This window comes from Mesorhizobium sp. M0830, assembly GCF_040319965.1.
In the GTDB taxonomy this organism is placed as follows: domain Bacteria; phylum Pseudomonadota; class Alphaproteobacteria; order Rhizobiales; family Rhizobiaceae; genus Mesorhizobium.
The window spans coordinates 1-20,633 of record NZ_JAMYOR010000072.1; the positions used below are offsets into that span (position 1 = coordinate 1).

16 protein-coding genes are annotated in these 20,633 nt (G+C 62.1%); 8 read left to right on the plus strand and 8 right to left on the minus strand.

The features are described from left to right. Positions 1-106: 106 nt before the first annotated feature. The 3 genes from NKI20_RS29105 (at position 107) to NKI20_RS29115 (ending at position 3,202) form a co-directional block, all read left to right on the plus strand. Positions 107-751 carry an alpha/beta hydrolase family protein gene (locus NKI20_RS29105; RefSeq protein WP_352836972.1) on the plus strand — a complete coding sequence of 215 codons (645 nt, stop codon included), beginning with the start codon at positions 107-109 and terminating at the stop codon, positions 749-751. A 6-nt stretch (positions 752-757) separates the two neighbouring features. Then, positions 758-1,528 (plus strand): exodeoxyribonuclease III, encoded by a 771-nt coding sequence (locus NKI20_RS29110; protein ID WP_023760094.1) that lies wholly within the window; start codon positions 758-760, stop codon positions 1,526-1,528. A 1,371-nt stretch (positions 1,529-2,899) separates the two neighbouring features. Beyond that, positions 2,900-3,202, plus strand: coding sequence for a DUF1236 domain-containing protein (locus NKI20_RS29115; RefSeq protein ID WP_031260460.1), 303 nt, complete (start codon positions 2,900-2,902; stop codon positions 3,200-3,202). Between the two features lie 195 nt (positions 3,203-3,397). On the opposite strand, the gene yghU is transcribed toward NKI20_RS29115, so the two are convergent. Next, entirely contained in the window at positions 3,398-4,264 is an 867-nt protein-coding gene (yghU, locus tag NKI20_RS29120) for a glutathione-dependent disulfide-bond oxidoreductase (protein WP_023760097.1), read from the minus strand. Positions 4,265-4,491: 227 nt separating this feature from the next. On the opposite strand from yghU, the gene NKI20_RS29125 reads away from it, so the two are divergent. The 4 genes from NKI20_RS29125 (at position 4,492) to NKI20_RS29145 (ending at position 8,556) form a co-directional block, all read left to right on the plus strand. Continuing rightward, positions 4,492-5,397 carry a S1C family serine protease gene (locus NKI20_RS29125; protein ID WP_352602191.1) on the plus strand — a complete coding sequence of 302 codons (906 nt, stop codon included), beginning with the start codon at positions 4,492-4,494 and terminating at the stop codon, positions 5,395-5,397. A gap of 189 nt (positions 5,398-5,586) precedes the next feature. Then, complete coding sequence (locus NKI20_RS29130) at positions 5,587-6,183, plus strand: YdeI/OmpD-associated family protein (protein WP_352836978.1); 597 nt, start codon at positions 5,587-5,589, stop codon at positions 6,181-6,183. A 324-nt stretch (positions 6,184-6,507) separates the two neighbouring features. Further along, positions 6,508-8,130 carry an ABC-F family ATP-binding cassette domain-containing protein gene (locus tag NKI20_RS29140; protein ID WP_352836981.1) on the plus strand — a complete coding sequence of 541 codons (1,623 nt, stop codon included), beginning with the start codon at positions 6,508-6,510 and terminating at the stop codon, positions 8,128-8,130. A 69-nt stretch (positions 8,131-8,199) separates the two neighbouring features. Continuing rightward, positions 8,200-8,556: a hypothetical protein gene (locus NKI20_RS29145; protein WP_352836984.1), complete on the plus strand. Its 357-nt coding sequence runs from the start codon at positions 8,200-8,202 to the stop codon at positions 8,554-8,556. Positions 8,557-8,610: 54 nt separating this feature from the next. Here the strand turns inward: NKI20_RS29145 and NKI20_RS29150 are convergent, their stop codons facing one another. The 7 genes from NKI20_RS29150 to NKI20_RS29180 form a co-directional block, all read right to left on the minus strand. Continuing rightward, positions 8,611-8,856 carry a MoaD/ThiS family protein gene (locus NKI20_RS29150; protein ID WP_352836986.1) on the minus strand — a complete coding sequence of 82 codons (246 nt, stop codon included), beginning with the start codon at positions 8,854-8,856 and terminating at the stop codon, positions 8,611-8,613. Then, positions 8,856-11,117: a xanthine dehydrogenase family protein molybdopterin-binding subunit gene (locus NKI20_RS29155; protein WP_352836989.1), complete on the minus strand. Its 2,262-nt coding sequence runs from the start codon at positions 11,115-11,117 to the stop codon at positions 8,856-8,858. The genes NKI20_RS29150 and NKI20_RS29155 overlap by 1 nt, the downstream gene beginning before the upstream one ends. A gap of 2 nt (positions 11,118-11,119) precedes the next feature. Then, the gene (locus NKI20_RS29160) at positions 11,120-11,596 is read right to left on the minus strand and encodes a (2Fe-2S)-binding protein (RefSeq protein WP_031260466.1); all 477 of its coding nucleotides are present in this window, start codon (positions 11,594-11,596) and stop codon (positions 11,120-11,122) included. Beyond that, positions 11,596-12,456, minus strand: a complete 861-nt coding sequence (locus tag NKI20_RS29165) for an FAD binding domain-containing protein (protein WP_352836992.1) — start codon at positions 12,454-12,456, stop codon at positions 11,596-11,598. The genes NKI20_RS29160 and NKI20_RS29165 overlap by 1 nt, the downstream gene beginning before the upstream one ends. 386 nt (positions 12,457-12,842) lie before the next feature. Beyond that, positions 12,843-13,514: a hypothetical protein gene (locus tag NKI20_RS29170; protein WP_352836994.1), complete on the minus strand. Its 672-nt coding sequence runs from the start codon at positions 13,512-13,514 to the stop codon at positions 12,843-12,845. A gap of 253 nt (positions 13,515-13,767) precedes the next feature. Beyond that, positions 13,768-16,401 carry a bifunctional diguanylate cyclase/phosphodiesterase gene (locus tag NKI20_RS29175; RefSeq protein WP_352836997.1) on the minus strand — a complete coding sequence of 878 codons (2,634 nt, stop codon included), beginning with the start codon at positions 16,399-16,401 and terminating at the stop codon, positions 13,768-13,770. A 153-nt stretch (positions 16,402-16,554) separates the two neighbouring features. After that, positions 16,555-17,253 carry a response regulator gene (locus NKI20_RS29180; RefSeq protein ID WP_352602176.1) on the minus strand — a complete coding sequence of 233 codons (699 nt, stop codon included), beginning with the start codon at positions 17,251-17,253 and terminating at the stop codon, positions 16,555-16,557. 837 nt (positions 17,254-18,090) lie between these two features. Between NKI20_RS29180 and NKI20_RS29185 the strand changes: the two genes are divergently transcribed. After that, positions 18,091-20,607, plus strand: coding sequence for a hypothetical protein (locus NKI20_RS29185; RefSeq protein WP_352837000.1), 2,517 nt, complete (start codon positions 18,091-18,093; stop codon positions 20,605-20,607). The last annotated feature ends 26 nt before the right edge of the window (positions 20,608-20,633 follow it).

Below are 20,633 nucleotides of genomic sequence, written 5' to 3' on the forward strand. Positions count from 1 at the left end.
AAACCCACCGCCCGCGGTGCGCGGCCGCCCGGCCGCCGGGGGCGGGGCCGCCCCCCCCCCACGAGGGGGGTGCGAAGGAATTCGGCCTTTGTCGGAAGGCTGCCTCATGACCACCTTCCTCTTCGACGGCCACGACACCGCCCCCATCACCATCCTGCTCGCGCATGGCGCGGGCGCGTCGATGGATTCGCCGTCGATGACCGCCACCGCCAAAGCGCTGGCTGCAGTCGGCTTCCAGGTTGCGCGCTTCGAGTTTCACTATATGGCCGCGCGCCGCTATGGGCATCGCAAACCACCGCCGCGAGCCGAGACGGTGAACCCGGAATATATCAAGGCGATCGCCGACCTCAGGGCCAAGGGCGTGGCCGGCCCGCTGATCATCGGCGGCAAGTCGATGGGTGGGCGCGTCGCCTCGATGGTCGCGGACGAGATGCTTGCAAAGGGTGAGATCTCGGGCCTGCTGTGTCTCGGCTATCCCTTCCACCCGCCTGGTAAGCCAACGCAGCTGCGAACAAAACACCTCGCCGATCTGAAGACGCCAACGCTGATCTTCCAGGGCACGCGCGACGAATTCGGCACGAAGGATGAGGTTGCGACTTATGCGCTCTCCGACAGCATCGAGGTTGTCTGGCTGGAGGACGGCGACCACGACCTCAAGCCGCGAAAGAGCATCTCGGGCTTCTCCGCCGCCGATCATTTGAAAACGCTGGCGGAGACGGTGAAGGCGTGGTCGGGCCGGATCGTTGCCTGACCTTCGATGAAGATAGCCTCGTTCAACGTCAACAACATCAACAGCCGACTCGAGAACCTACTGGCGTGGCTGGCTGCCGCAAAACCCGATGTCGTCTGCCTGCAGGAGCTGAAGGCGCGCGACACCCAGTTTCCGCGCTCTGCTCTTGCCGCGGCCGGCTATGGCGCGGTGTGGAAGGGCGAGGCGACCTGGAACGGCGTCGCGATCCTGGCGCGGGGGTCGGAACCGGTGCTGACTCGCGATGTCCTGCCCGGTGATGATGCCGACAGACAGAGCCGCTACATCGAGGCGGCGGTGAATGGCATCATCATCGCTTGCCTCTATGCGCCGAACGGCAATCCGCAGCCCGGCCCGAAATTCGCCTACAAGCTGGCCTGGCACGCGCGACTGGAGGCGCATGCCGAACAGTTGCTCGACACCGGCCTGCCAGTGGTGCTGGCTGGCGACTACAACATCGTGCCCGAGCCGCGCGACATCTACGCCACCCACTCCTATGACGACAACGCGCTGGTGCAGCCGGAGAGCCGGGCTTCGTTCGCCGCGTTGCTCGAGCAGGGCTGGACGGACGCCCTGCGCAAGAAACACCCGAAGGAGACGCTCTACACCTTCTGGGACTATCGCCGGAACCGCTGGCCGCGCGATGCGGGCTTGAGGCTTGACCACATCCTGCTGTCGAAGAAACTGGCGCGGCGCCTGACGGCTGCCGGCATCGACCGCGACGTGCGCGGTGAGGATGGCGCCAGCGACCACGCGCCGGTGTGGGTGGAATTGAAGTAGGCGATTGGGTCCAAGCCTGTTGCGGCGGTGTCCTCTTACCGGGGGCCGGCGTCCAATCTGGTGACGACGAAGGCGTTGGCCGGCGGCTGAGGCGGCAACGAATGTCTCGTGAGACCTGTCGCGCAACTGTGTTGCCCCGGCACCGCCGGCGCAAGACTTCGCGGATCGGACGAGAGCGCCAAGCGCCTGCCGTGGTCGACGCGGACGGGGGGGCGCATTGTTGGGATGCTGGGGCGCCCGCGTCAACCAGGGCGGCTCGTACCGCCGCATTAGCAGCATTGCATATTGCACGGCGGCCGAAACTTCCGCGAAAGCGGAATAGGCGGAGCTAAAGCGCGGATTCAGTGCCCAAATCCAGGCGCGCCTGAAGAACAGTCCGGCGTCGAGGCAGCGCGGTTGCGAGGGACGGGAAGGTGCTCGCGCTGCTTTGTGCCGCCTGGAGGAAAAATGACAAGCAGAAGAAAAAGTGGCCCGGCGGCCAGGTGCAAAGGGAGGCACGCCGGGCCCAGCCGACTTCTGGCGGTCGCCGGCCGACCTCTATATTCGCTGTCTCTAATATTAATGCAAGCCATGTCAGACCGGTGGAAAAGGCGGTCGAGCGTCAGAAGTCAATTGCACCGGCTGCGATCGACATCAGTGTGACGATCAGTGCGCTCCAGGCCGCCATTGCCAAGGTTCTTCCTGGGATGCGCCCTGGGTGTGCAAGCGGCGCCCGATGTTCCCTTGTCCGGGCTTGAAACGGTCACATCAGGCTTCTGCGTTTTCCTGTAGGACGAAGGTCTTGGCTGCCGGACGCAAAGGTCCAAGGGGGCCTGTTCGGTTCCGGCAATGTGCATTGGACGTTCTATTATTTTAGTCAAAACTGATATGATGGCTGGGCTAAAAACTTAGCCGGACAAGGGTCTTTCGCCAATAATTCGGGCATGGAAAGTGTGGTTTTGGCAAGATGCCTCTCATGAGGCTGGAAGACGCCTTGAGCTATCTCCGAGGCATCGGGATGCGCTTGTGGAGCCGACCGATCGGCTGAGTGGCGGCGCCGCCCAATCCGCTGCTCGATGGTCGGCCATCGGCCTGCGGTGCCTCATCTTCGATGCTCCGTTCACCGCGCATTCCACCTTGAAATGACTGGAGGCGAAACTCGGGGATGCCGACAAACAACAAGCTGATTCGCATTAATATCCGCCTCGGATACGCAATTTATCCACCAAGATTGAGAGCTATTCTGAGCCAATTACGAGCATCGTTCCAACAGCCATTGAATATTCTGGCCAACGTCATGATGCCTTCAATTCTGGAATTTGGAATGGAACCCCTGGCCCGCGGTGGAGTTTCCATCCAGGGCGGAGTTTCAGTTACCAATAGGAGATGGTCATGAGACTTTATCTTTCGAGCGCAGCGGCCGCAGTCGTCCTGATGGGCGGCATCGGTGCGGCGCTGGCGGAAAATGTCGTCATCGTCCAGCCGCAGCAGGAGACGGTCGTTCGCGAATACATCAAGAGGGAGCCGCTTGCGTCGGTGAACCTTCTGGGCGTCGAGCTCAAGCTCGGCTCGTCGGTGCCGGACACGGTCGAACTGCGTGAGGTACCCGACGTCAGATATCGCGTCGCCGTGATCAACCACCAGACGGTTCTGGTCGATCCCGAGACACGTCAAATCGTCGAGGTCCTGCGCTGAATGATGGTGCCGACAAAAGGTTGTCCGAGTCGCCTTGCCTTGGGAAAAGTCCGCCGCGACCTGGCAGTCGTGGCGGGCTCTGTTTCTGAGACCGGCCTTGCCTGACGGCCAATCTGTCCAGAGGTGGGGTGAAGCCGCCATCCTCCCCCATTGGGTCCCATTGGGGGAGAGAGATCGGCCCGTTGTCAGCCCAGCTTATTCCGCCGCCAGCCTGTCCTGCGTCTTCGTCTCGAAGTCGCTGGCGTCGTGGCGCTCGTGCAACTGCAGGGCCGGCTCGCCGAAGGCGCGGTTGACCATGCGGCCGCGCTTGACCGCCGGGCGTGTGTCGATCGCCTGGGCCCAGCGCTGCACATGCTTGTACTCGTGCACGGACAGGAACTCGGCGGAATCGTTGTACATGCGGCCAAGCGCCAACCCGCCATACCAGGGCCACACCGCCATGTCGGCGATAGAGTAGTCCTTGCCGCCGAGATATTCCGTCTCTGCCAGCCGGCGGTCGAGCACATCCATCTGGCGCTTCACCTCCATCGAGAAGCGGTCGATGGCGTATTCGAACTTTTCCGGTGCATAGGCATAGAAATGGCCGAAGCCGCCGCCCAGATACGGCGCCGAGCCCATCTGCCAGAACAGCCAGGACAGCACCTCGGCGCGGGCCGGCTGCTCGCTGGGAAGGAATTCGCCGAATTTTTCGGCGAGATAGACCAGGATCGAACCGGATTCGAAGACGCGCACCGGCGTCTTGCCGCTGCGGTCCATCAAGGCGGGAATCTTGGAGTTGGGGTTGATCTCGACGAAGCCGCTGCCGAACTGGTCGCCGTCGTTGATCCTGATCAGCCAGGCGTCATATTCAGCGCCCTTGTGGCCGCGCGCCAGAAGCTCCTCCAGCATGACCGTCACCTTGACGCCGTTCGGCGTCGCCAGCGAATAGAGCTGCAGCGGATGCCTGCCGACGGGCAGTTCCTTGTCATGCGTGGGGCCGGCGATCGGCCGGTTGATGCTGGCAAAGGCGCCGCCGCTGGGCTTGTTCCAGGTCCATACTTTCGGCGGGGTGTATTCGGTCATCTCGTGGCCTCGTGTTCGGGTGGCGAGTGGAAAGATTGCAGGTCCATGTAAAGCTAGGGCTGCGGATGGGGAAGTTCAACTTGCGTTGAACTATTGTTTTATGACGCCGCACCGAGCTTCTCCTGCGTAAGGGATGAGGTCAGCACTACACCCCTTGCACCGTCTCCCGTGCGGCATAGGTATAGGGAATAACGCCACGCCAGAGCATTGCATCGCAGGACAAAAGCATGACCATCAATCCCAATCCGCGCTCGGTCGTTGCCCTGCGGGCCACCGTTCCCGAAGACGCCTTTACGGCCGGGGCCCTCGGCACGCTCAGGGAAGGCAGCGGCGTCGTCATTCGCAATGACGGGCTCGTGTTGACCATCGGCTATCTCATCACCGAGGCGGACGAAGTCTGGCTGACCACCCATGACGGCCGCGTCGTTCCCGCTCATGCGCTGGCCTATGACCAGGAATCTGGGTTCGGCCTGGTGCAGGCACTGGCACCACTCAGCCTGCCGGCGGTGGCGCTGGGCGATGCCGGCAAGGCGAAGGTCGGAGACGCCGTCGTGCTGACGGACGGCATCGGTCAGTCGGTGCAGGCAAGGATCGTCACCAAGCAGGAATTCGCCGGCTATTGGGAGTATCTGCTTGACGAGGCGATCTTTATTGCGCCGGCGCACCCGTCCTGGGGAGGGGCAGGGCTGTTCGGCTCCGACGGTTCGCTGCTCGGCATCGGTTCGCTGCGCCTGCAGATGAGCCGCAACGGCGAGGTCGCCGACATCAACATGGTCGTGCCGATCGATCTGTTGCCGCCGATTCTCGACGATCTGCTGACGCGCGGCCAGGTGGCCAAGCCGCCGCGCCCGTGGCTCGGCGCGTTGTCGGCCGAAAGCGACGGCAGAGTGGTGGTGATGAGCGTGACCGAAGGCGGACCGGCGGCCAAGGCCGGCCTGCGCGAGGGCGACATCATCTCCGACATTCGCGACGGCGCGGTCGACGGGCTGGCCGATTTCTACCGCAAACTGTGGGAGAGCGGCTCGGCGGGCGCCGAGATCCCGATGCGGGTGCTGCGTGACGGCCGCGAAACCTGGCTGCGCGTCAAGTCGGCCGATCGTGGCAGTTTTCTGAAAAAGCCGCAGTTGCAGTAGGCGCTTCGCAAAGATGTTCAGGGACAGAGGGGGACGCGAAGGAACGCCGTACGCGCCCCGACAAGTTTGCTGACGGAAACTGACAGCAATTCATGCCACAATGCTGGCCAATGACGATAGGCGCGATGCTGGAGGCGCGACGACAGTGAAAGCGATGGCGCGGACGGCACCGAACGGGCAGGCTGGCTGATGGCGCCGGTGAAGGTCGATCCCGACAAGGTCCGGGAGTTTCCGGATCCGGAAAGCTTCTATGCCTGGCTCGACAAGCATCATGCCACCGAAACCGAAGTGTGGATCAAGATGCACAAGGTGGGATCGGGATTGAAGTCGATCACGCCCAAGGAAGCCATCGACGTCGTTTTGTGCTTCGGCTGGATCGACGCGGTGCGCAAGGGGCTGGATGAGAAGAGCTTCCTGCAGCGCTACACGCCGCGCGGCAGGAAGAGCATCTGGAGCAAGATCAACATCGACAATGTCGCGCGGCTGGTCGCGGAGGGCCGCATGACCGAGCATGGGCTGAGGCAGGTCGAGGCGGCCAAGGCCGACGGGCGCTGGGCGCGCGCCTATGGCAGCGGCAAGGAGATGAAAATCCCCGATGATCTGCAAGCGGCGATCGACGCCGAACCGGCAGCAAAGGAGATGCTTGAAAAACTCAGTGCGCAGAACCGCTTCGCGCTCGCCTTCCGCACCCACAACATGAAGACCGAGGCCGGCCGCAAGAAGAAGATCGAGACGTTTGTGGCGATGCTGAAGCGCGGCGAGACGATCTATCCGCAGCGGAAGTGAGCCCCTCAGGCGCCCGAGTGCGGATCGATGCCGTATGGATGCACGGGATAGCCAGGACCGATGGCGTCGCGCACGCGGCGGGTCCATGCGACGAAGGCCGGATAGTATCACCAAGTTCGTTAGTATCGCGATAGGTGTAAACGCTTCGGCGTAGATCGATGGATTGAGACGCCGGCGGGACAGCGCCCCCCTCTGGCCTGCCGGCCATCTCCCCACGAGGGGGGAGATCGGCTGTATGCGGCGCTTGCGCCTCTTCCTTTGCGGCCATCATTCGCGTAAGGCGCCGGGCAAATCCTTTCATCGCAGGCATAGTCCGGAAACCGCATGATCAGACTTGAAAGCATCAGCAAGCAGAACGGCCGTCAGCTCGTCTTCATCGAGGCGTCGGCGGCCCTGCAGAAGGGCGAGAAGGTCGGCCTGGTCGGCCCCAACGGCGCCGGCAAGACGACGCTGTTTCGCATGATTACCGGGCAGGAGCAGCCCGACGAGGGGCAGGTGCAGGTCGATCGAGGAGTCACCATCGGCTATTTCAGCCAGGATGTCGGCGACATGGCGGGCCACAGCGCTGTCGCCGAAGTGATGAACGGGGCAGGGCCGGTGAGCGAAGTCGCGGCAGAAATGGCCGCGCTCGAGGCGGCCATGGCCGATCCCGACCAGGCCGACCAGATGGACGAGATCATCGAAAAATATGGCGAGGCGCAGCATCGTTTCGAGGAACTCGACGGCTATGCGCTGGACGGCCGCGCGCGGGAAGTGCTCGATGGTCTCGGCTTTTCCCAGGAGATGATGGACGGCGATGTCGGCAAGCTGTCGGGCGGCTGGAAGATGCGCGTGGCGCTGGCCCGCATTCTTCTGATGCGCCCCGACGCCATGCTGCTCGACGAACCGAGCAACCATCTCGACCTGGAGAGCCTGATCTGGCTGGAATCCTTCCTGAAGAACTATGACGGCGCGCTCTTGATGACCTCGCACGACCGCGAGTTCATGAACCGCATCGTCAACAAGGTGGTGGAGATCGACGGCGGCTCGCTGACCGCCTATTCCGGCAATTACGAATTCTACCAGCAGCAGCGGGCGATCGCCGACAAGCAGCAGCAGGCGCAGTTCGAGCGCCAGCAGGCGATGCTGGCCAAGGAGATCGCCTTCATCGAGCGCTTCAAGGCGCGCGCCTCGCATGCCGCGCAGGTGCAAAGCCGGGTGAAGAAGCTGGACAAGATCGACCGCGTCGAGCCGCCCAAGCGCCGCCAGACCGTGTCCTTCGATTTTCTGCCGGCGCCGCGCTGCGGCGAGGACGTGGTCACGCTGAAGAACGTCCATAAGGGTTACGGAAGCCGAACCATCTATGAGGGGCTCGACTTTCAGGTCCGCCGCCGCGAGCGCTGGTGCATCATGGGCGTCAATGGCGCCGGCAAGTCGACGCTGCTGAAGCTGGTCGCTGGTGCTTCCGAGCCCGACAACGGCACGGTCGCGCGGGGGCCCAGTGTAAAAATGGGCTATTTCGCCCAGCATGCGATGGAAGTGCTGGAAGGCGAGCGCACCGTGTTCCAGACGCTGGAGGACGCGTTCCCGCAGGCCGGCCAGGCGCCGCTGCGGGCGCTCGCCGGCTGTTTCGGCTTTCCCGGCGACGAGATCGAGAAGAAGTGCCGCGTGCTGTCAGGCGGCGAAAAGGCGCGGCTGGTGATGGCTCTGATGCTGTTCGATCCGCCCAACCTTCTGGTGCTGGACGAGCCGACCAACCATCTCGACATCGCCACCAAGGAGATGCTGATCACGGCGCTCTCGCAATACGAAGGCACCATGCTGTTCGTCTCGCATGACCGGCACTTTCTGGCAGCACTTTCCAACCGCGTGCTGGAGCTGACTCCTGAAGGCATCCACACCTATGGCGGCGGCTATACGGAATATGTCGAGAGGACGGGGCAGGAGGCTCCTGGGCTGCGAGGCTAGGGCGACAGCGGCTATTTGTGGAAGGAAACGCTCTGTGTACTCTTCACGATGCTTAGGAAAGGCTCCGGCATGAGAATCGCAATGTCCGTCGCATTGGCCGCGACCATGGCGGGATGTGCGACCTCTCCGGTCGACTATGGAGCGTCGCTTTCGCAGCAAGACCAGAAATGGGCATCGCCCGAATGCCAGCAAGCCCGCACGGCGGCGTCGGACTACGAGGTTCGCGAGAAAGAGCATCCGGGATGGGGCTTCGGCGTTTTGCTGGGCCCGTATTCAATGGGGCTCGTTGCAGCCATCAAGGAGCATGAGCAGAAGCAACGAAAGCTGTTTGCCCGCGGGGTGCACCTGCAATGCTCGAGCCTCCCGCTGCCGAAGGAGTTGCAGGGCGATCTGAACCCCGCGAGTGCTCAGACAAAATATCCGTAGCCACGACCGACAGGCCAGGTCCTGGTCGTCGACGACAGCGAGGCGATTGTCCGATTATCCCCCGGCAAGACGCGGCAGCAGGAAAATTTCGGAGCCTTGGGGCAATTCCTTCGACCACGTATCCCGATAGATCGTCCCGTCGATCGCAACCGCGATGCCTTTGTCGATCAAGGGCTCGAGGCCGGGATACTGTTCAGCCAGCTTCCTGAACAGCTCCCTTATATCCTTGGCCTCGATCTCGACCTTGCTCTTGCCTCCGGCGACAGCACCTAGCGATCCCCAGAGCGTCACTTCGACCATCAGCCTGCCCGTTCCTCCAGCGCCGCCAGAATGCGCGGCGGCGACATCGGGATATGCGTCATCCGCACCCCGACCGCATTCGATACCGCATTGGCGATCGCAGCCAGCGGCGGCACGATCGAGGTCTCGCCGACACCGCGCACCCCGTATGGGTGGTTGGGGTTGGGGATTTCGAGGATCTGCGTGTCGATCATCGGCAGGTCCGAGCAGACCGGGATGCGATAGTCGAGGAAGCCGGGGTTCTGGAGCCGCCCGTCCTTGCCGTAGATATACTCCTCGTTGAGCGCCCAGCCGATGCCTTGCGCGGCACCGCCCTGATACTGTCCCTCGACATAGGTCGGGTGCACCGCCTTGCCGGCATCTTGCACGACCGTGTAGCGCAGAACCCGTGTAGCGCCGGTCTCTGGATCGACTTCGATATCGCAGATATGGGTGGCGAACGAGACGCCCGCGCCGTCGGCGACGAGCTCGCTGTGGCCGGCGATCGGTCCGCCGGTCTTGCCCGACTCCACCGCGATCTCCTTCAGCGACAGCTTGCCGAGATTGCCATGCTTCTCGCCCTTGGCAATCGCGTGGCCCTTTTCCCAGACCACGTCGTCGACGGAAATATCCCACATCTGCGCGGCGCGTTCCCGCAGGATCTTGATTGCATTGCGGGCGGCCGAGATCGTCGCCATGGAGGACGAGAAGGTGCCGCGGCTGCCATCGGTCATGTCGTTATAACCGAGGCTGGACGTATCGGCGACGATCGCCTTGACTTGACTATAGTCGATGCCGAGCTCTTCTGCCGCGACCAGCGACAGCGACGCGCGAGAACCACCCACATCGACCGTTCCGACGGCGAGCGATACCGAGCCGTCCATGCCGATGTTGAGGTCGGTGCAGGTCTGGCCGCCGAAGTTGAACCAGAAGCCGCAAGCCATGCCGCGGCCCTGGTTCCTGCCCAGCGGCGCTTTCATGTGCGGATGGCTCTTCACCGCCTCGAGCGTCGGGCCGATGCCGATCGGGCCGTAGACCGGGCCATAAGAGGATCTCGTGCCTTCCTGGGCGGCATTCCTGATCCGGAACTCGACCGGGTCCATGCCGACCTCCTTGGCCAGCTCGTCGATCGCGCTTTCCACCGCAAATGCCGCCATGGGCGCCGACGGCGCGCGATAGGCTGCGGTCTTCGGCCGGTTGACCAGCACCTCGTAGCCGACCGTGTTGACGTTCTCCAGCTTGTAGCAAGCAAACGCGGTCATGGCACCGATCTCGGCCCACATGCCCGAATAGGGTCCGCAGGAATAGCGCAGTGTCGCCTCGGCGGCAGTGATCGTGCCATCCTTGCGGGCGCCGATCTTGACGTCGATCGAGGTGGCGCTGGTCGGACCCGAGGCGCGGAACACCTCGTCGCGGGTCATCACCAGCTTGACCGGGCGGCCGGCCTTGCGCGACAGCGCCAGCGCGACCGGCTCGGCCCAGACATGGGTCTTGCCGCCGAAGCCGCCGCCGATCTCCGAGGAGGTGACGCGCAGCTTGGAAGCTTCCATGCCAAGGAGCTGCGCGCAGTGCTGGCGGTAGACGAAATGGCCTTGCGTGCAAACCCAAAGATCTGCAGTGCCGTCGGAGCTGACGCTCGCCACACAGGCATGCGGCTCGATATAGCCCTGGTGCGTCTGCTCGGTCTTGAACGAGCGCTCGACGATGAAATCGGCGTGGCCGAACCCTTGATGGACATCGCCGTGGCCAAACTGGCTTCGCTTGGCGACGTTGGACGGCTTTACCGGCTTTTCCTCCAGGCCCTCGGTGAAGATGGCGTCGTTGATGAGGGGAGCGGAGTGCTTCATCGCCTCGTCGACATCGGTGACATGCGGCAAAAGCTCGTAGTCGATCTCGATCAGCTTCAGCGCCTGCCTGGCAGTACGGGCGTCCACGGCCGCGACCGCGGCCACCGCATGGCCGTCATAGAGCGCCTTCTTGCGCGCCATGCAGTTGTCGAGGATGTCGTACATGCCGGCATCGCCATTGGTGAGATCCGGCAGATCGGCCGCGGTGATCACCGCCTTCACGCCGGGAAGCTTCTCTGCCTTCGACGTGTCGATCTTCCTGATCGTGGCGTGGGCATGCGGGCTCCTGAGGACGCGGCCGACCAACTGGCCAGCCATGTTGAAGTCCGCACCGTAGCGGGCGCGACCCGTCACCTTGTCGACGCCATCGGGACGGATGGGGCGTGTGCCGACAGAGGTAAAATTGCGACCGGAGTAACGCGGATCGAAATTCATGGTCAGGCTCCCTTCATCACGCTGGCGGCGTCCTGGACGGCGCGCACGATCTTGTCGTAGCCGGTGCAGCGGCACAGGTTCCCGGCGAGGCCGAAGCGGATTTCCTCCTCGGTCGGGTCGGGGTTCTTGGCCAGAAGGTCCTTCGCCGCAATCAGGAAGCCCGGCGTGCAGATGCCGCATTGGAGTGCTGCGTGCTCGAGGAACTTCTGCTGCAGCGGATGCAGTTTGTCGCCATGCGCCATCCCCTCGATGGTCTCGACCCGCCGGCCTTCAGCCTCCGCGCCGAGCACCAGGCATGAACACACCAGCCTGTTGTCGAGGATGATGCTGCAGGCGCCGCAGTCGCCGGTGCCGCAGCCTTCCTTGGCGCCCGTCAGCCCAAGGCGATCGCGCAGGACGTCGAGCAGCGTCTCGTCTGGTTGGCAAAGGTACTCGACGCTGTCGCCGTTGATTGTCGTTGAGACTGCAACTCCAGCCATCATTTGCCTCCTGCACGTGCGTAGGCGGTCGTGGCGGCCCGCTTGGCCAGCACGCCCGCAACTTTTCTTCTGAATTCGATGGTGCCGCGCTTGTCGTCGATCGGACGGCAGGCGCCCGAGCAGACCTTGGCGAGCCGCTCCAGCGTCGCTTCGTCCAGCTTGGAGCCGATGAGGACTTCTGCGGCCTCATCGACCAGAAGCACGGTCGCCGCCACGGCGCCCAGCGCAACGCGGGCCGATTTGACGACACCGTGCTCGTCGAGCGTCAAATTCACGCCGGCACTGACCACCGCGATATCCATCTCCGTGCGTGGAATGAAACGCAGATACGCATCGCCCGAATGCGGCGCGCGCTTGTCGAGCAGGATCGCCTCGATGATCTCGCCTTTGGCCAGGGACGTCTTGCCCGGCCCGGTCGGCACGCTCTGCACGGGAATCGTGCGCCTGCCCGCCGGCCCGACGACCGATGCCCTGGCACCCGCCGCAACCAGCGCTGGCACGCTGTCGGCAGCCGGCGAGGCGTTGCAGAGATTGCCTGATATCGTGCAGCGTCCCTGTACCTGTTTCGAGCCGATCAGCTTGGCCGCTTCGACAACGCCGGGCCATGCCTTCTTCAGGGCAGCGCTCTCTCCCAGGACGGCGCATGGGACTGCGGCACCGATGCTGAAGCCTTCAGCCGTTTCGCGGATCTCGCTCAGGCCGTCGATCGCCTTGATGTCGACGATCAGGTCGGGTTCGACAAAACCGCCCTTCATCCTGACCAGGAGGTCGCTGCCTCCAGCGAGGATGGCGGCCGTGCCTGCCGAACCGGCCAATTGGCCAACGGCATCTTCGATTGAAAGCGGACGTATGTAGCGCATCGTCTCCCCTTGGTTATCGCAATCTCAGCGACCGTTATAAACGGTCTCCTCATAATGGCTATCCGGTTCCTCATCTGCGGCGATTGGGCCAGAGGGCGCAAATAGACCGAACTGGCGTGCGGCCTGGGTGGCCGGAACCGGCTTTGAGGTGATTTTCGGGAAACTTCGGCTATGGATCAAGTGCGCTCTTTGGACCCGGAACGGCCTGTATCAGCCGGTCGATGCGGCAGTGTTAACCGCCAATTGCGCGTCAAAGGCACGTTTGTAGGTCGGACGATCGGTTTAACCTGCGCAGTCCCGTCAGAGGGTCGCCGGCGCTGAATGTGCCATCGTCGGCGCCGCACGGAATTTCGAAGTTCGAACTGGCTGAATGCGTCCTTTGGATTCTAGCGCAGCAGCCCTTCCGCTTCGAACGTGTCCCAGCCTTCCAGCTTTGGCCGTGAAGCATCATCCTTTCCCGAGTTTCTGGTACCGCGGGCCTTGCCCTTCCGTTTTCCTGCTCGCGTCAGAGCGGCCTTGCCGGCCCCGCGCCGCCTGTTCTCGGAGGCTTCTCGCGCATCGTCCTCCCTCCAGGCCGCCGCCAGGTCACGATCGAGAATGTCCTCGATGTGCCGTAAATCGAAGACATGGAAGGTGACGGCGTTGGATCGCCCGCGCATCTTGACGGTGCGCGTGCCGACGCTTTTCAGGCGGCCATCCCTAAGCCACTTGTGACGTTCGCGGGAGGAGATTGTGAGAATGTCTTCAGCCTCCCGCGGAAGCACGGGCAGTGCTTCTATCCCTTCCAGGGTCCTGGAGATGATTGCCGAGGCGGCATCGAACGCATCCGTGTCGGTTTGCACCATACGCAACACAATGCGGCGCGTCTCAGCCTTGACAAACGTCCTCACCACCCACGGCAGACGGGCTCGAGTTTCACGTTCGATCCCTTTCAAGCGTAGGGATGAGCCAAGCGTTGCCGATGGCGGCAGCGTCCACTCGGCAACCAATGACGGGCCGGTACCTCGCTCGGATGTCCGATCAGGGGCGGTGAAGATTGCCGTGACGATGCCAGTCATCAACCTTCGAAAGGAACCGTGCTGCTTGTCTGCAGAGTCCATGTCTCATTTTCGCTCACCAAGGGTTCGTGGAACGACTGTTCGCACAGAAAACAACCGAAATCATGGTCAACAGTTCCCTGAGATCGCGGAGTCGAAGGCCGGTTCGGTTTCGTCGGCAGATTCAACCGCTGTACGGGTTCGATCGCGAGGCGGCTTGGACAGCGTTGTCGAGGATGCGCCATCGCTGACCCATGCCACCGGGTAATGACCGTCACCCTGTGGCCAGCCATTTGCGAGACTGGGCGAAGGTCTTGAACGCCTTGGCCTCCATCGGGCGGCCGAAGAAATAGCCCTGCAGGATATCGCAGCCGAGCTCTTTCAGGATGCGCGCGTGCTCCATCGTCTCGACGCCTTCGGCAACCACTTCGATGCCGAGCGATTTGCCGATCTCGATGATCGACGCCACCAGGTGCCGCTGCGCCGTCGAGCCGGTGATGGGTGTGATCAGCTGGCGATCGATCTTGAGGCGGCGCGGCTGCAACTTGAGCAGCGATACGATCGAGGCATGGCCGGTGCCGAAATCGTCGATCTCGATGTCGATGCCGAGATCCTTGATGTGTTCGATGTTCCAGGTGACCAGATCATCGTTCTCGTCGAGGAAGATGGATTCCACCAGCTCGAACGATACGGTTCCGGGCTTGATGGCGAGCGTGCGTAGGCCCTCGATCAGGTCCTTGTCCTCCAGGCGCGTGGCCGAGACGTTGACCGACACACGCGGGATATTGAGATGGCTGCGCGACCAACGCTCGAAATTCTCCAGTGCGTGCTTGAGGACGATGCGGTCGATCAGCGCCACGACATTGAGCTCTTCAGCCACCTTCAGATAGGCGTCGGGGGCCAGGATGCCGCGTCGCGGGTGCTTCCAGCGCGACAACGCCTCGACGCCGACGATCTCGAGCGACTTGGCGTCGAACTGCGGCTGGTAGTAGGCGATGAATTCGTTACGCTCCAGTCCGCTCAGGATCTCATCGGCGGTCTGCTTGGTCCGCACGATTTCGCTCTGCAACTCCTCGTTGAAGAACTCATGGCGGTTGCGGCCACGGCTTTTTGCCCGGTAAAGCGCGAGATCGGCGTTGACGAGCAACTGCTTCGTATCGACACCGCTGTCGGCGGCAATGCCGATGCTGACCCCGAAGCGGCAAGGATGGCCCTGATAATCGACGGGCTGGCGCATCTCCTCGATGATGCGGTCGGCGAGCGCCGAGAGCTCGTCGTCGTCGCGCCCATAGGTCACGACGACGAACTCGTCGCCGCCGATGCGCGCAACGAAATCGGCGGAGCCGGCATTTGCCTTGATGACCTTCGAGGCCTGCACCAGCATGGCATCGCCGGCTGCGTGGCCGAGCGTGTCGTTGATCTGCTTGAAGCGGTCGAGGTCCAGATGCAGCATCGCTGTGCGGTGGTCGGATTCACCGGTATCGGCCAGCATCTCGTCGAGATAGCGGCGATTGGGCAGGCCGGTGAGCGAATCGTGCAGCGCCACATGCTCGATGCGTGCCTTGGCCAGCTCCAGCTCGTCGTTCTTGGATTCCGACAGCTGGCGCTCGCGAATGAGGGTCTCGGTGAGCAGCACGTCGCTGGTCACGTCCCATTCGGCGCCGATCATCTTGGGCGTGCCGCCAACGCCTTGGGAGTAGCTTGCGCGCGTGCGCACATGGCGGACGGTGCCATCGGGGCGCAGCAGCCGGTATTGCGAGGAGTAGAGGCCTTTTTTCGCCGCAGCCGAATCGAAATCCCGCTTTGCCCGCTCGATATCTTCGGGATGGATGGCCTGTGCCCAGTCTGTATAGCCGCGCGACCCTCCGTCGGCGGACTTGCCATAGATCTCGTTCACACGATCGTCCCACACCAGCTCGTTGGTGGTGAGGTCGTGCTCCCACACGCCGATGCCCGAGGCTTCCAGCGCCAGTTCCAGGCGACCGGACAGGCGCCTCAGCTCGGCGTCGTTTTTCTGCCTTTCGCCGAACAGCCGTCCGGCAATGAGGATCGGCAACACCACCAGCGCGCCGGCGAGCAACATCAGCGATCGCAAGGTCCACTCGTTCTTCGGAGCTGCCGGCCAGCCACCCTTGGGGATAGCCGAAATTCGCCACGAACCTGAAGGCAGTTGCACATCGGCAGACACGGGGTTGCCGGCGACGACATTGTCGCCACCGAAGAATCGCTCGCCGCCGCCGCCCAGTGCATCCTTGCCGATGAGCGCGACGTCGATGTCGAGATCCGCGTCGGTCAGTCCGCTAGCAGCGTAGAGCCGGTCGACATCGACCACTGCCGACACGATGCCCCAGAAGCGGGTGCCGCCGCCCGCAGTCGGAACAAAGACCGGGATGCGGCCGATGAAGGCGTTCCCGCCCTGCGCAAGTCTGACCGGGCCGGCGAGCACAAGCACGCGCTGGTCGCGCGCCCGCAGCGCCGCCATGCGTTGCGCCTCGTTCTTGCGGTAATCGAGGCCGATCGCCTTCTCGTTGCCTTCCATCGGATACATCAGCGAGATGACGAGGTCGGGCGCGCCGGCGATGTTATGCAACTGCGATTTCTGCTCGAACAGGTTGCGCGCAAGCGAGGCAAATCTCTGCTGGCCCATATAGGGCTCCGTAACGATGGTCGAGACGAGCCCCTGAACAAGCTGAAGATTGCCGTTTATGTTGCCTTCGAGCTTGGCGCGGATGATGCTGACCTTGGCCAATACATCGGCGCGCGCCAGCTGATCGGAAACCCTTCTGTTCTGCTGGTCGGCAACGACGGCGCAGACCAGGAGCACGACAAAAGCGATCGCCGCCGGCAGGTTGACGGACGAAAAAATGGCCCGTCTTACGTGGCCTAGACTGAATGCCGTTGTGGCCAATCGACCCGAACACCCTTCCTGAACAACAGCCCCCGAACTGATCCTAGTAGCAAACGCTTAAATTTGCCCTTCCAGGTTGGCGGCAAATTTCAGCATCAACAGCGTGCGCCGGCATTGGGGTCGCTGGCTGAACTTGTGCCTATGGCGGCGCGATTACATGTCGCCGCTGGCCGGACTTTCGAGACTGGATTGGTCGCGAAAGCCGCTCGCAACAGCCAGTCCGATCTGGTCGGCGGCCAGCTGCAAAAGCTGCACGCGTGAGGCAACCTCCAATTTGCGATAGATGTTGTTCATATGGATTTTCAGTGTGCCTTTGGAGATACCGATATCGATCGCGATGCGTTCGTACGGCTTGTCCGCGGCAACCAGTCGGGTGATCTCCATCTCCCGCCTGGTCAGCCGCGACGACAGTTTCTGCCATTTGACCCGACGGGATGCTTCGTTGTGCAGGGCCTTGCCGACAATCTCGGCCGGCAACCAGCGGCCGCCCCCGGCAACCTCGTGGATACATCTGAGCAGCGCCTCGACGGCGGTCTCCTTGAACACGATTCCGGCAACGCCAACCGCAACCGCGTCGTAGAGCTGCGCTTGCGAGGCACCGACCGTCAAAAGCACGCAAAGCGTGGCAAGGCCCTGCCTGCCGATTTCGGCGGCGATATCGAGACCGCTCAGTCCCGGCATGCTGATGTCGAGCACGGCGATATCAGGCACGTCGCGCCGGATCATGGCCATGGCGACGGTGCCGTCCTGCGCCGAACCGACCACCCGGAAACCGGGATCGCGGGCAATCAGGTCGGTCAGGCCGTGCAGCAGCAGCGGGTGGTCGTCCGCGATGAAAACCGTGGTGACCATGTTCAGCTCGCCAGCAGCCGGCCTTTGGTGTCACGGCCCCATGGTGCAACGCTGCCACCGATGGATGGCGGCCAAAGCGCTTGTTCGGTCATGCTTCTTCCCCCTTTGCGTGTCTTTACGACTCGCGAGTGACTGCTTCTTGACGGAAGCGAACGCCGACACGGCTCGCATCCCCCAAAGCGTGAGGCCATGCTGACAGAAGCGGCGCGACTGTGCAAAACATTAGCAACTGCTTAGTTAATTCTGACGCGGCACTTTCAGCAAGATGTGCAACGGCGGACTGAAAGAAGACGCTACTCCGGGATGCCGATGTTGGTCTTCATCTTAAAAAGACCCATGGGCATCGTCAGGAAATTTTTGTAATTCCTATTATGAAACCCAAATATGAAAACTAATTCAACCAAAATCGCGATGTTATTGTTGTTATCGCGAAGAACTTTTCCGTAATTAACTTTACCCTCTTCCTATAACCTGGGTTATATAGACGAACGCATTGCGACCTGCGAGATATGGTTTAGGGAATATTAACGTCCAGGTGATCGCTAGGGTCGTTTGGGGGTTTTGGGGTTTTGGGGTGAGTGTAGCTGTCAGTCCGACGGTGGGCCAGTTCCGCCATGCGGGAATAGCTGTGTCTGGTGAACGGGAGGCGGTCTCCCCGCCGGTCCTTTCGCTGTCAAAATCTCCATTCAAAGCCGCTTTTGTCACGAACGACTGCTCGCCAGCGAGGCCGCGTTCAGCGGACAGCAAGACGCCGGGCGACGTAACAGGTTTGGGTAGTCAGCCGCCTTGCGCGGCCAGCAGCAGAACGCGCCTGACGGCGCAGGGGGAATTGAGAACATGACCGACACTGTGATTGATCTGTCCGGCGGAACCACCTCCGCGACATTGACCGACGGCACCATTCTTACCGCCTCACCACAAGGCGATGCCGGTACAGGCAACTATGACACGTTCCTTGTGCTTGGCGCACAGGACACGGAAAGTGGCTTCAACACCGATGGCTCTCCGCTGCCGCTGGATGACAAGCAGCAGGAGCATACGAACGCACTTCTGCTGAGCAGCATGCAGGTGGTGACCGTAGGCGGCCACGATTATTACGTGTTCAAGCTCGACGCCAACGAGCCGAACAGCGCGACGGGGTCGCTACTGTCCCTTGACTCGTTGAAGATCTATTCGGCGACGGATCCAAATATCACCGACCTATCGGTGCTTCAGAGCCAGCCGCCGCTCTATGACATGGACGGGAACGGCAATGTGACCGTTCAGTTGAATGCCGGCAAGGACGCGCCGGCAGGCAGCGGACAGGGTGATCTGTTCGTCTATATCCCAACCAGTTTCTTCACCGGCGCCGATAACTACATCTATCTGTATTCGGCCTTCGGCACTCCCAGTGGTTCGGACGGTGGTTTTGAGGAGTGGGGGGTTATCACCGGCGACAACCAGGCGCCAACGATTGCTATCGAAAAAACGGCCGATCCGACCTCGATCAATGAGGGTGTGGCCACCCAGATCACCTACACCTATGCGGTGACGAACACGAGCCTGGCCGGACCGGCCGACCCGCTGACGCTGACTTCGCTGGTCGACGACAATGCCACGCCGGGAAATCCGGGCGACGACATCGACCTGCTCAACGGCTTCGTAACCGGCAGCACGCACGGCACGCACTATGTGTCCGGCGACACCGACGGCGACTATCGGGTCGACAGCGACGAAATCTGGATATTCAACGCGACGGTCAGCATCGACGCGCACAATGCCGGCAGCATTGTCAACACGGTCGTGGTGCATGGCCATGACGACGACAGCCTCACCGACGTGACCGCCACTGACACGGCGACGGTGACAGTGAAAGATGTGGCGCCGTCGATCGCTATCGAAAAGACGGCCGACCCGATCTCGATCAACGAGGGCTCTGCCGCCGACGTCACCTACACCTATGAAGTGACGAACACGAGTGCGGCCGGTGCCGTCGATCCGCTGACATTGACCGCGCTGGTCGATGACAACGCCACGCCCGGCGATACCAGCGACGACATCGATCTGTTGGATGGCTTCGTGCAGGGCAGCGAGTACGGCACGTACTATGAATCCGGCGATACCGACGGCGACTTTCTCGTCGACAGCGACGAGAAATGGGTTTTCAAAGCAACAGTCGGAATTGCCGCGCACAATGCCGGCAGTATCGTCAACACGGTCGTGGTGCATGGCCATGACGACGACAGTCTCACCGACGTGACCGCCACTGATACGGCGACGGTGACAGTGAAAGATGTCGCGCCGTCGGTCGCCATCGATAAGACCGTCGATGCCAATCATGATGGCATCTTCAATTCTTCCGAGACCGTTCAGTCAGGGGCGCAGAACGCCACTTATCATTACGCAATCACCAACACGAGCCCGGCCGGTGCTCTCGATCCGTTGACGCTGACCTCGCTTGTCGATGACAACGGCACGGCGAATACCGGCGACGACATCGATCTGCTCAATGGCTTCGTGGCCAACAGCTCGCACGGCACCCACTATGTATCCGGCGATACTAATGGTGACTATCTAGTCGACACCGGCGAGACCTGGCTCTTCACCGCGACCAGCGCCTTCAACCTGCTTCCAAATGCGGATTTTAGGACCAACACCGTCGAAGTCGCCGCTCATGACGATGACAGTCTGAACGAGGTCACAGCCCAGGATACCGCAACCGTATCGTCGTTCGCCGGCCCCGGGGTGCGCACGCCAGGGTTCTGGAGCAATCTCGGCAAGTCGTTCTGGGACGGAATTGACGGCGTCGGCAAAACCGGTCCGAACTTTGCCGACCACGAACTTCGGTATCAGGTCGATTCCAACAATGATGGAAACAAGAATGGCTCCGACAAGTCAGGCCTTCTGATCGGTGATTACGACAAGAACGGACTGACCGGTGCCGGGGAAGACACATTCTTCATCTCCTATGCCGACGCCCTCAAGGTGATCGACGCATCCTCCAAGGACTTGCAGGATACGCGCTTTGTGCTTGCCCGCGATGCAGTAGCCACCTGGCTCAACTATCTGGCCGGGAATCCGATCGGCGACGCAACCGATCCCAACAGCCCGCACAAATATCTCGACCAGGCGATCGACTGGCTACAGGTGACGAATGGTGGGACATCTTCCTCTCAGTTCGAGGACTGGGGTGGCGGAAGCGGCGCGGTGAAGGCGAGCAGTGCGGCCTGGAACGTTGGGCTGGATGCCGAGTCTTCCACCTCCGGATCCGAACTTGCTGGGAACCTCATCCACCAGGAACTCGATTTCTATAACAACACCGGCATGACGTTCGAAGGGGCGATATTGCACATCTACGCCAATGATGGCGGCTGACGCCAGGAAGTGCTCGGCATGACACT

Bases quoted from the DNA above. Each gene is read 5' to 3' on its own strand.
- NKI20_RS29105 (WP_352836972.1), top strand. From the start codon at position 107: ATGACCACCTTCCTCTTCGACGGCCACGACACCGCCCCCATCACCATC.
- NKI20_RS29110 (WP_023760094.1), top strand. From the start codon at position 758: ATGAAGATAGCCTCGTTCAACGTCAACAACATCAACAGCCGACTCGAG.
- NKI20_RS29115 (WP_031260460.1), top strand. From the start codon at position 2,900: ATGAGACTTTATCTTTCGAGCGCAGCGGCCGCAGTCGTCCTGATGGGC.
- yghU (WP_023760097.1), bottom strand. From the start codon at position 4,264: ATGACCGAATACACCCCGCCGAAAGTATGGACCTGGAACAAGCCCAGC.
- NKI20_RS29125 (WP_352602191.1), top strand. From the start codon at position 4,492: ATGACCATCAATCCCAATCCGCGCTCGGTCGTTGCCCTGCGGGCCACC.
- NKI20_RS29130 (WP_352836978.1), top strand. From the start codon at position 5,587: ATGGCGCCGGTGAAGGTCGATCCCGACAAGGTCCGGGAGTTTCCGGAT.
- NKI20_RS29140 (WP_352836981.1), top strand. From the start codon at position 6,508: ATGATCAGACTTGAAAGCATCAGCAAGCAGAACGGCCGTCAGCTCGTC.
- NKI20_RS29145 (WP_352836984.1), top strand. From the start codon at position 8,200: ATGAGAATCGCAATGTCCGTCGCATTGGCCGCGACCATGGCGGGATGT.
- NKI20_RS29150 (WP_352836986.1), bottom strand. From the start codon at position 8,856: ATGGTCGAAGTGACGCTCTGGGGATCGCTAGGTGCTGTCGCCGGAGGC.
- NKI20_RS29155 (WP_352836989.1), bottom strand. From the start codon at position 11,117: ATGAATTTCGATCCGCGTTACTCCGGTCGCAATTTTACCTCTGTCGGC.
- NKI20_RS29160 (WP_031260466.1), bottom strand. From the start codon at position 11,596: ATGGCTGGAGTTGCAGTCTCAACGACAATCAACGGCGACAGCGTCGAG.
- NKI20_RS29165 (WP_352836992.1), bottom strand. From the start codon at position 12,456: ATGCGCTACATACGTCCGCTTTCAATCGAAGATGCCGTTGGCCAATTG.
- NKI20_RS29170 (WP_352836994.1), bottom strand. From the start codon at position 13,514: ATGACTGGCATCGTCACGGCAATCTTCACCGCCCCTGATCGGACATCC.
- NKI20_RS29180 (WP_352602176.1), bottom strand. From the start codon at position 17,253: ATGGTCACCACGGTTTTCATCGCGGACGACCACCCGCTGCTGCTGCAC.
- NKI20_RS29185 (WP_352837000.1), top strand. From the start codon at position 18,091: ATGACCGACACTGTGATTGATCTGTCCGGCGGAACCACCTCCGCGACA.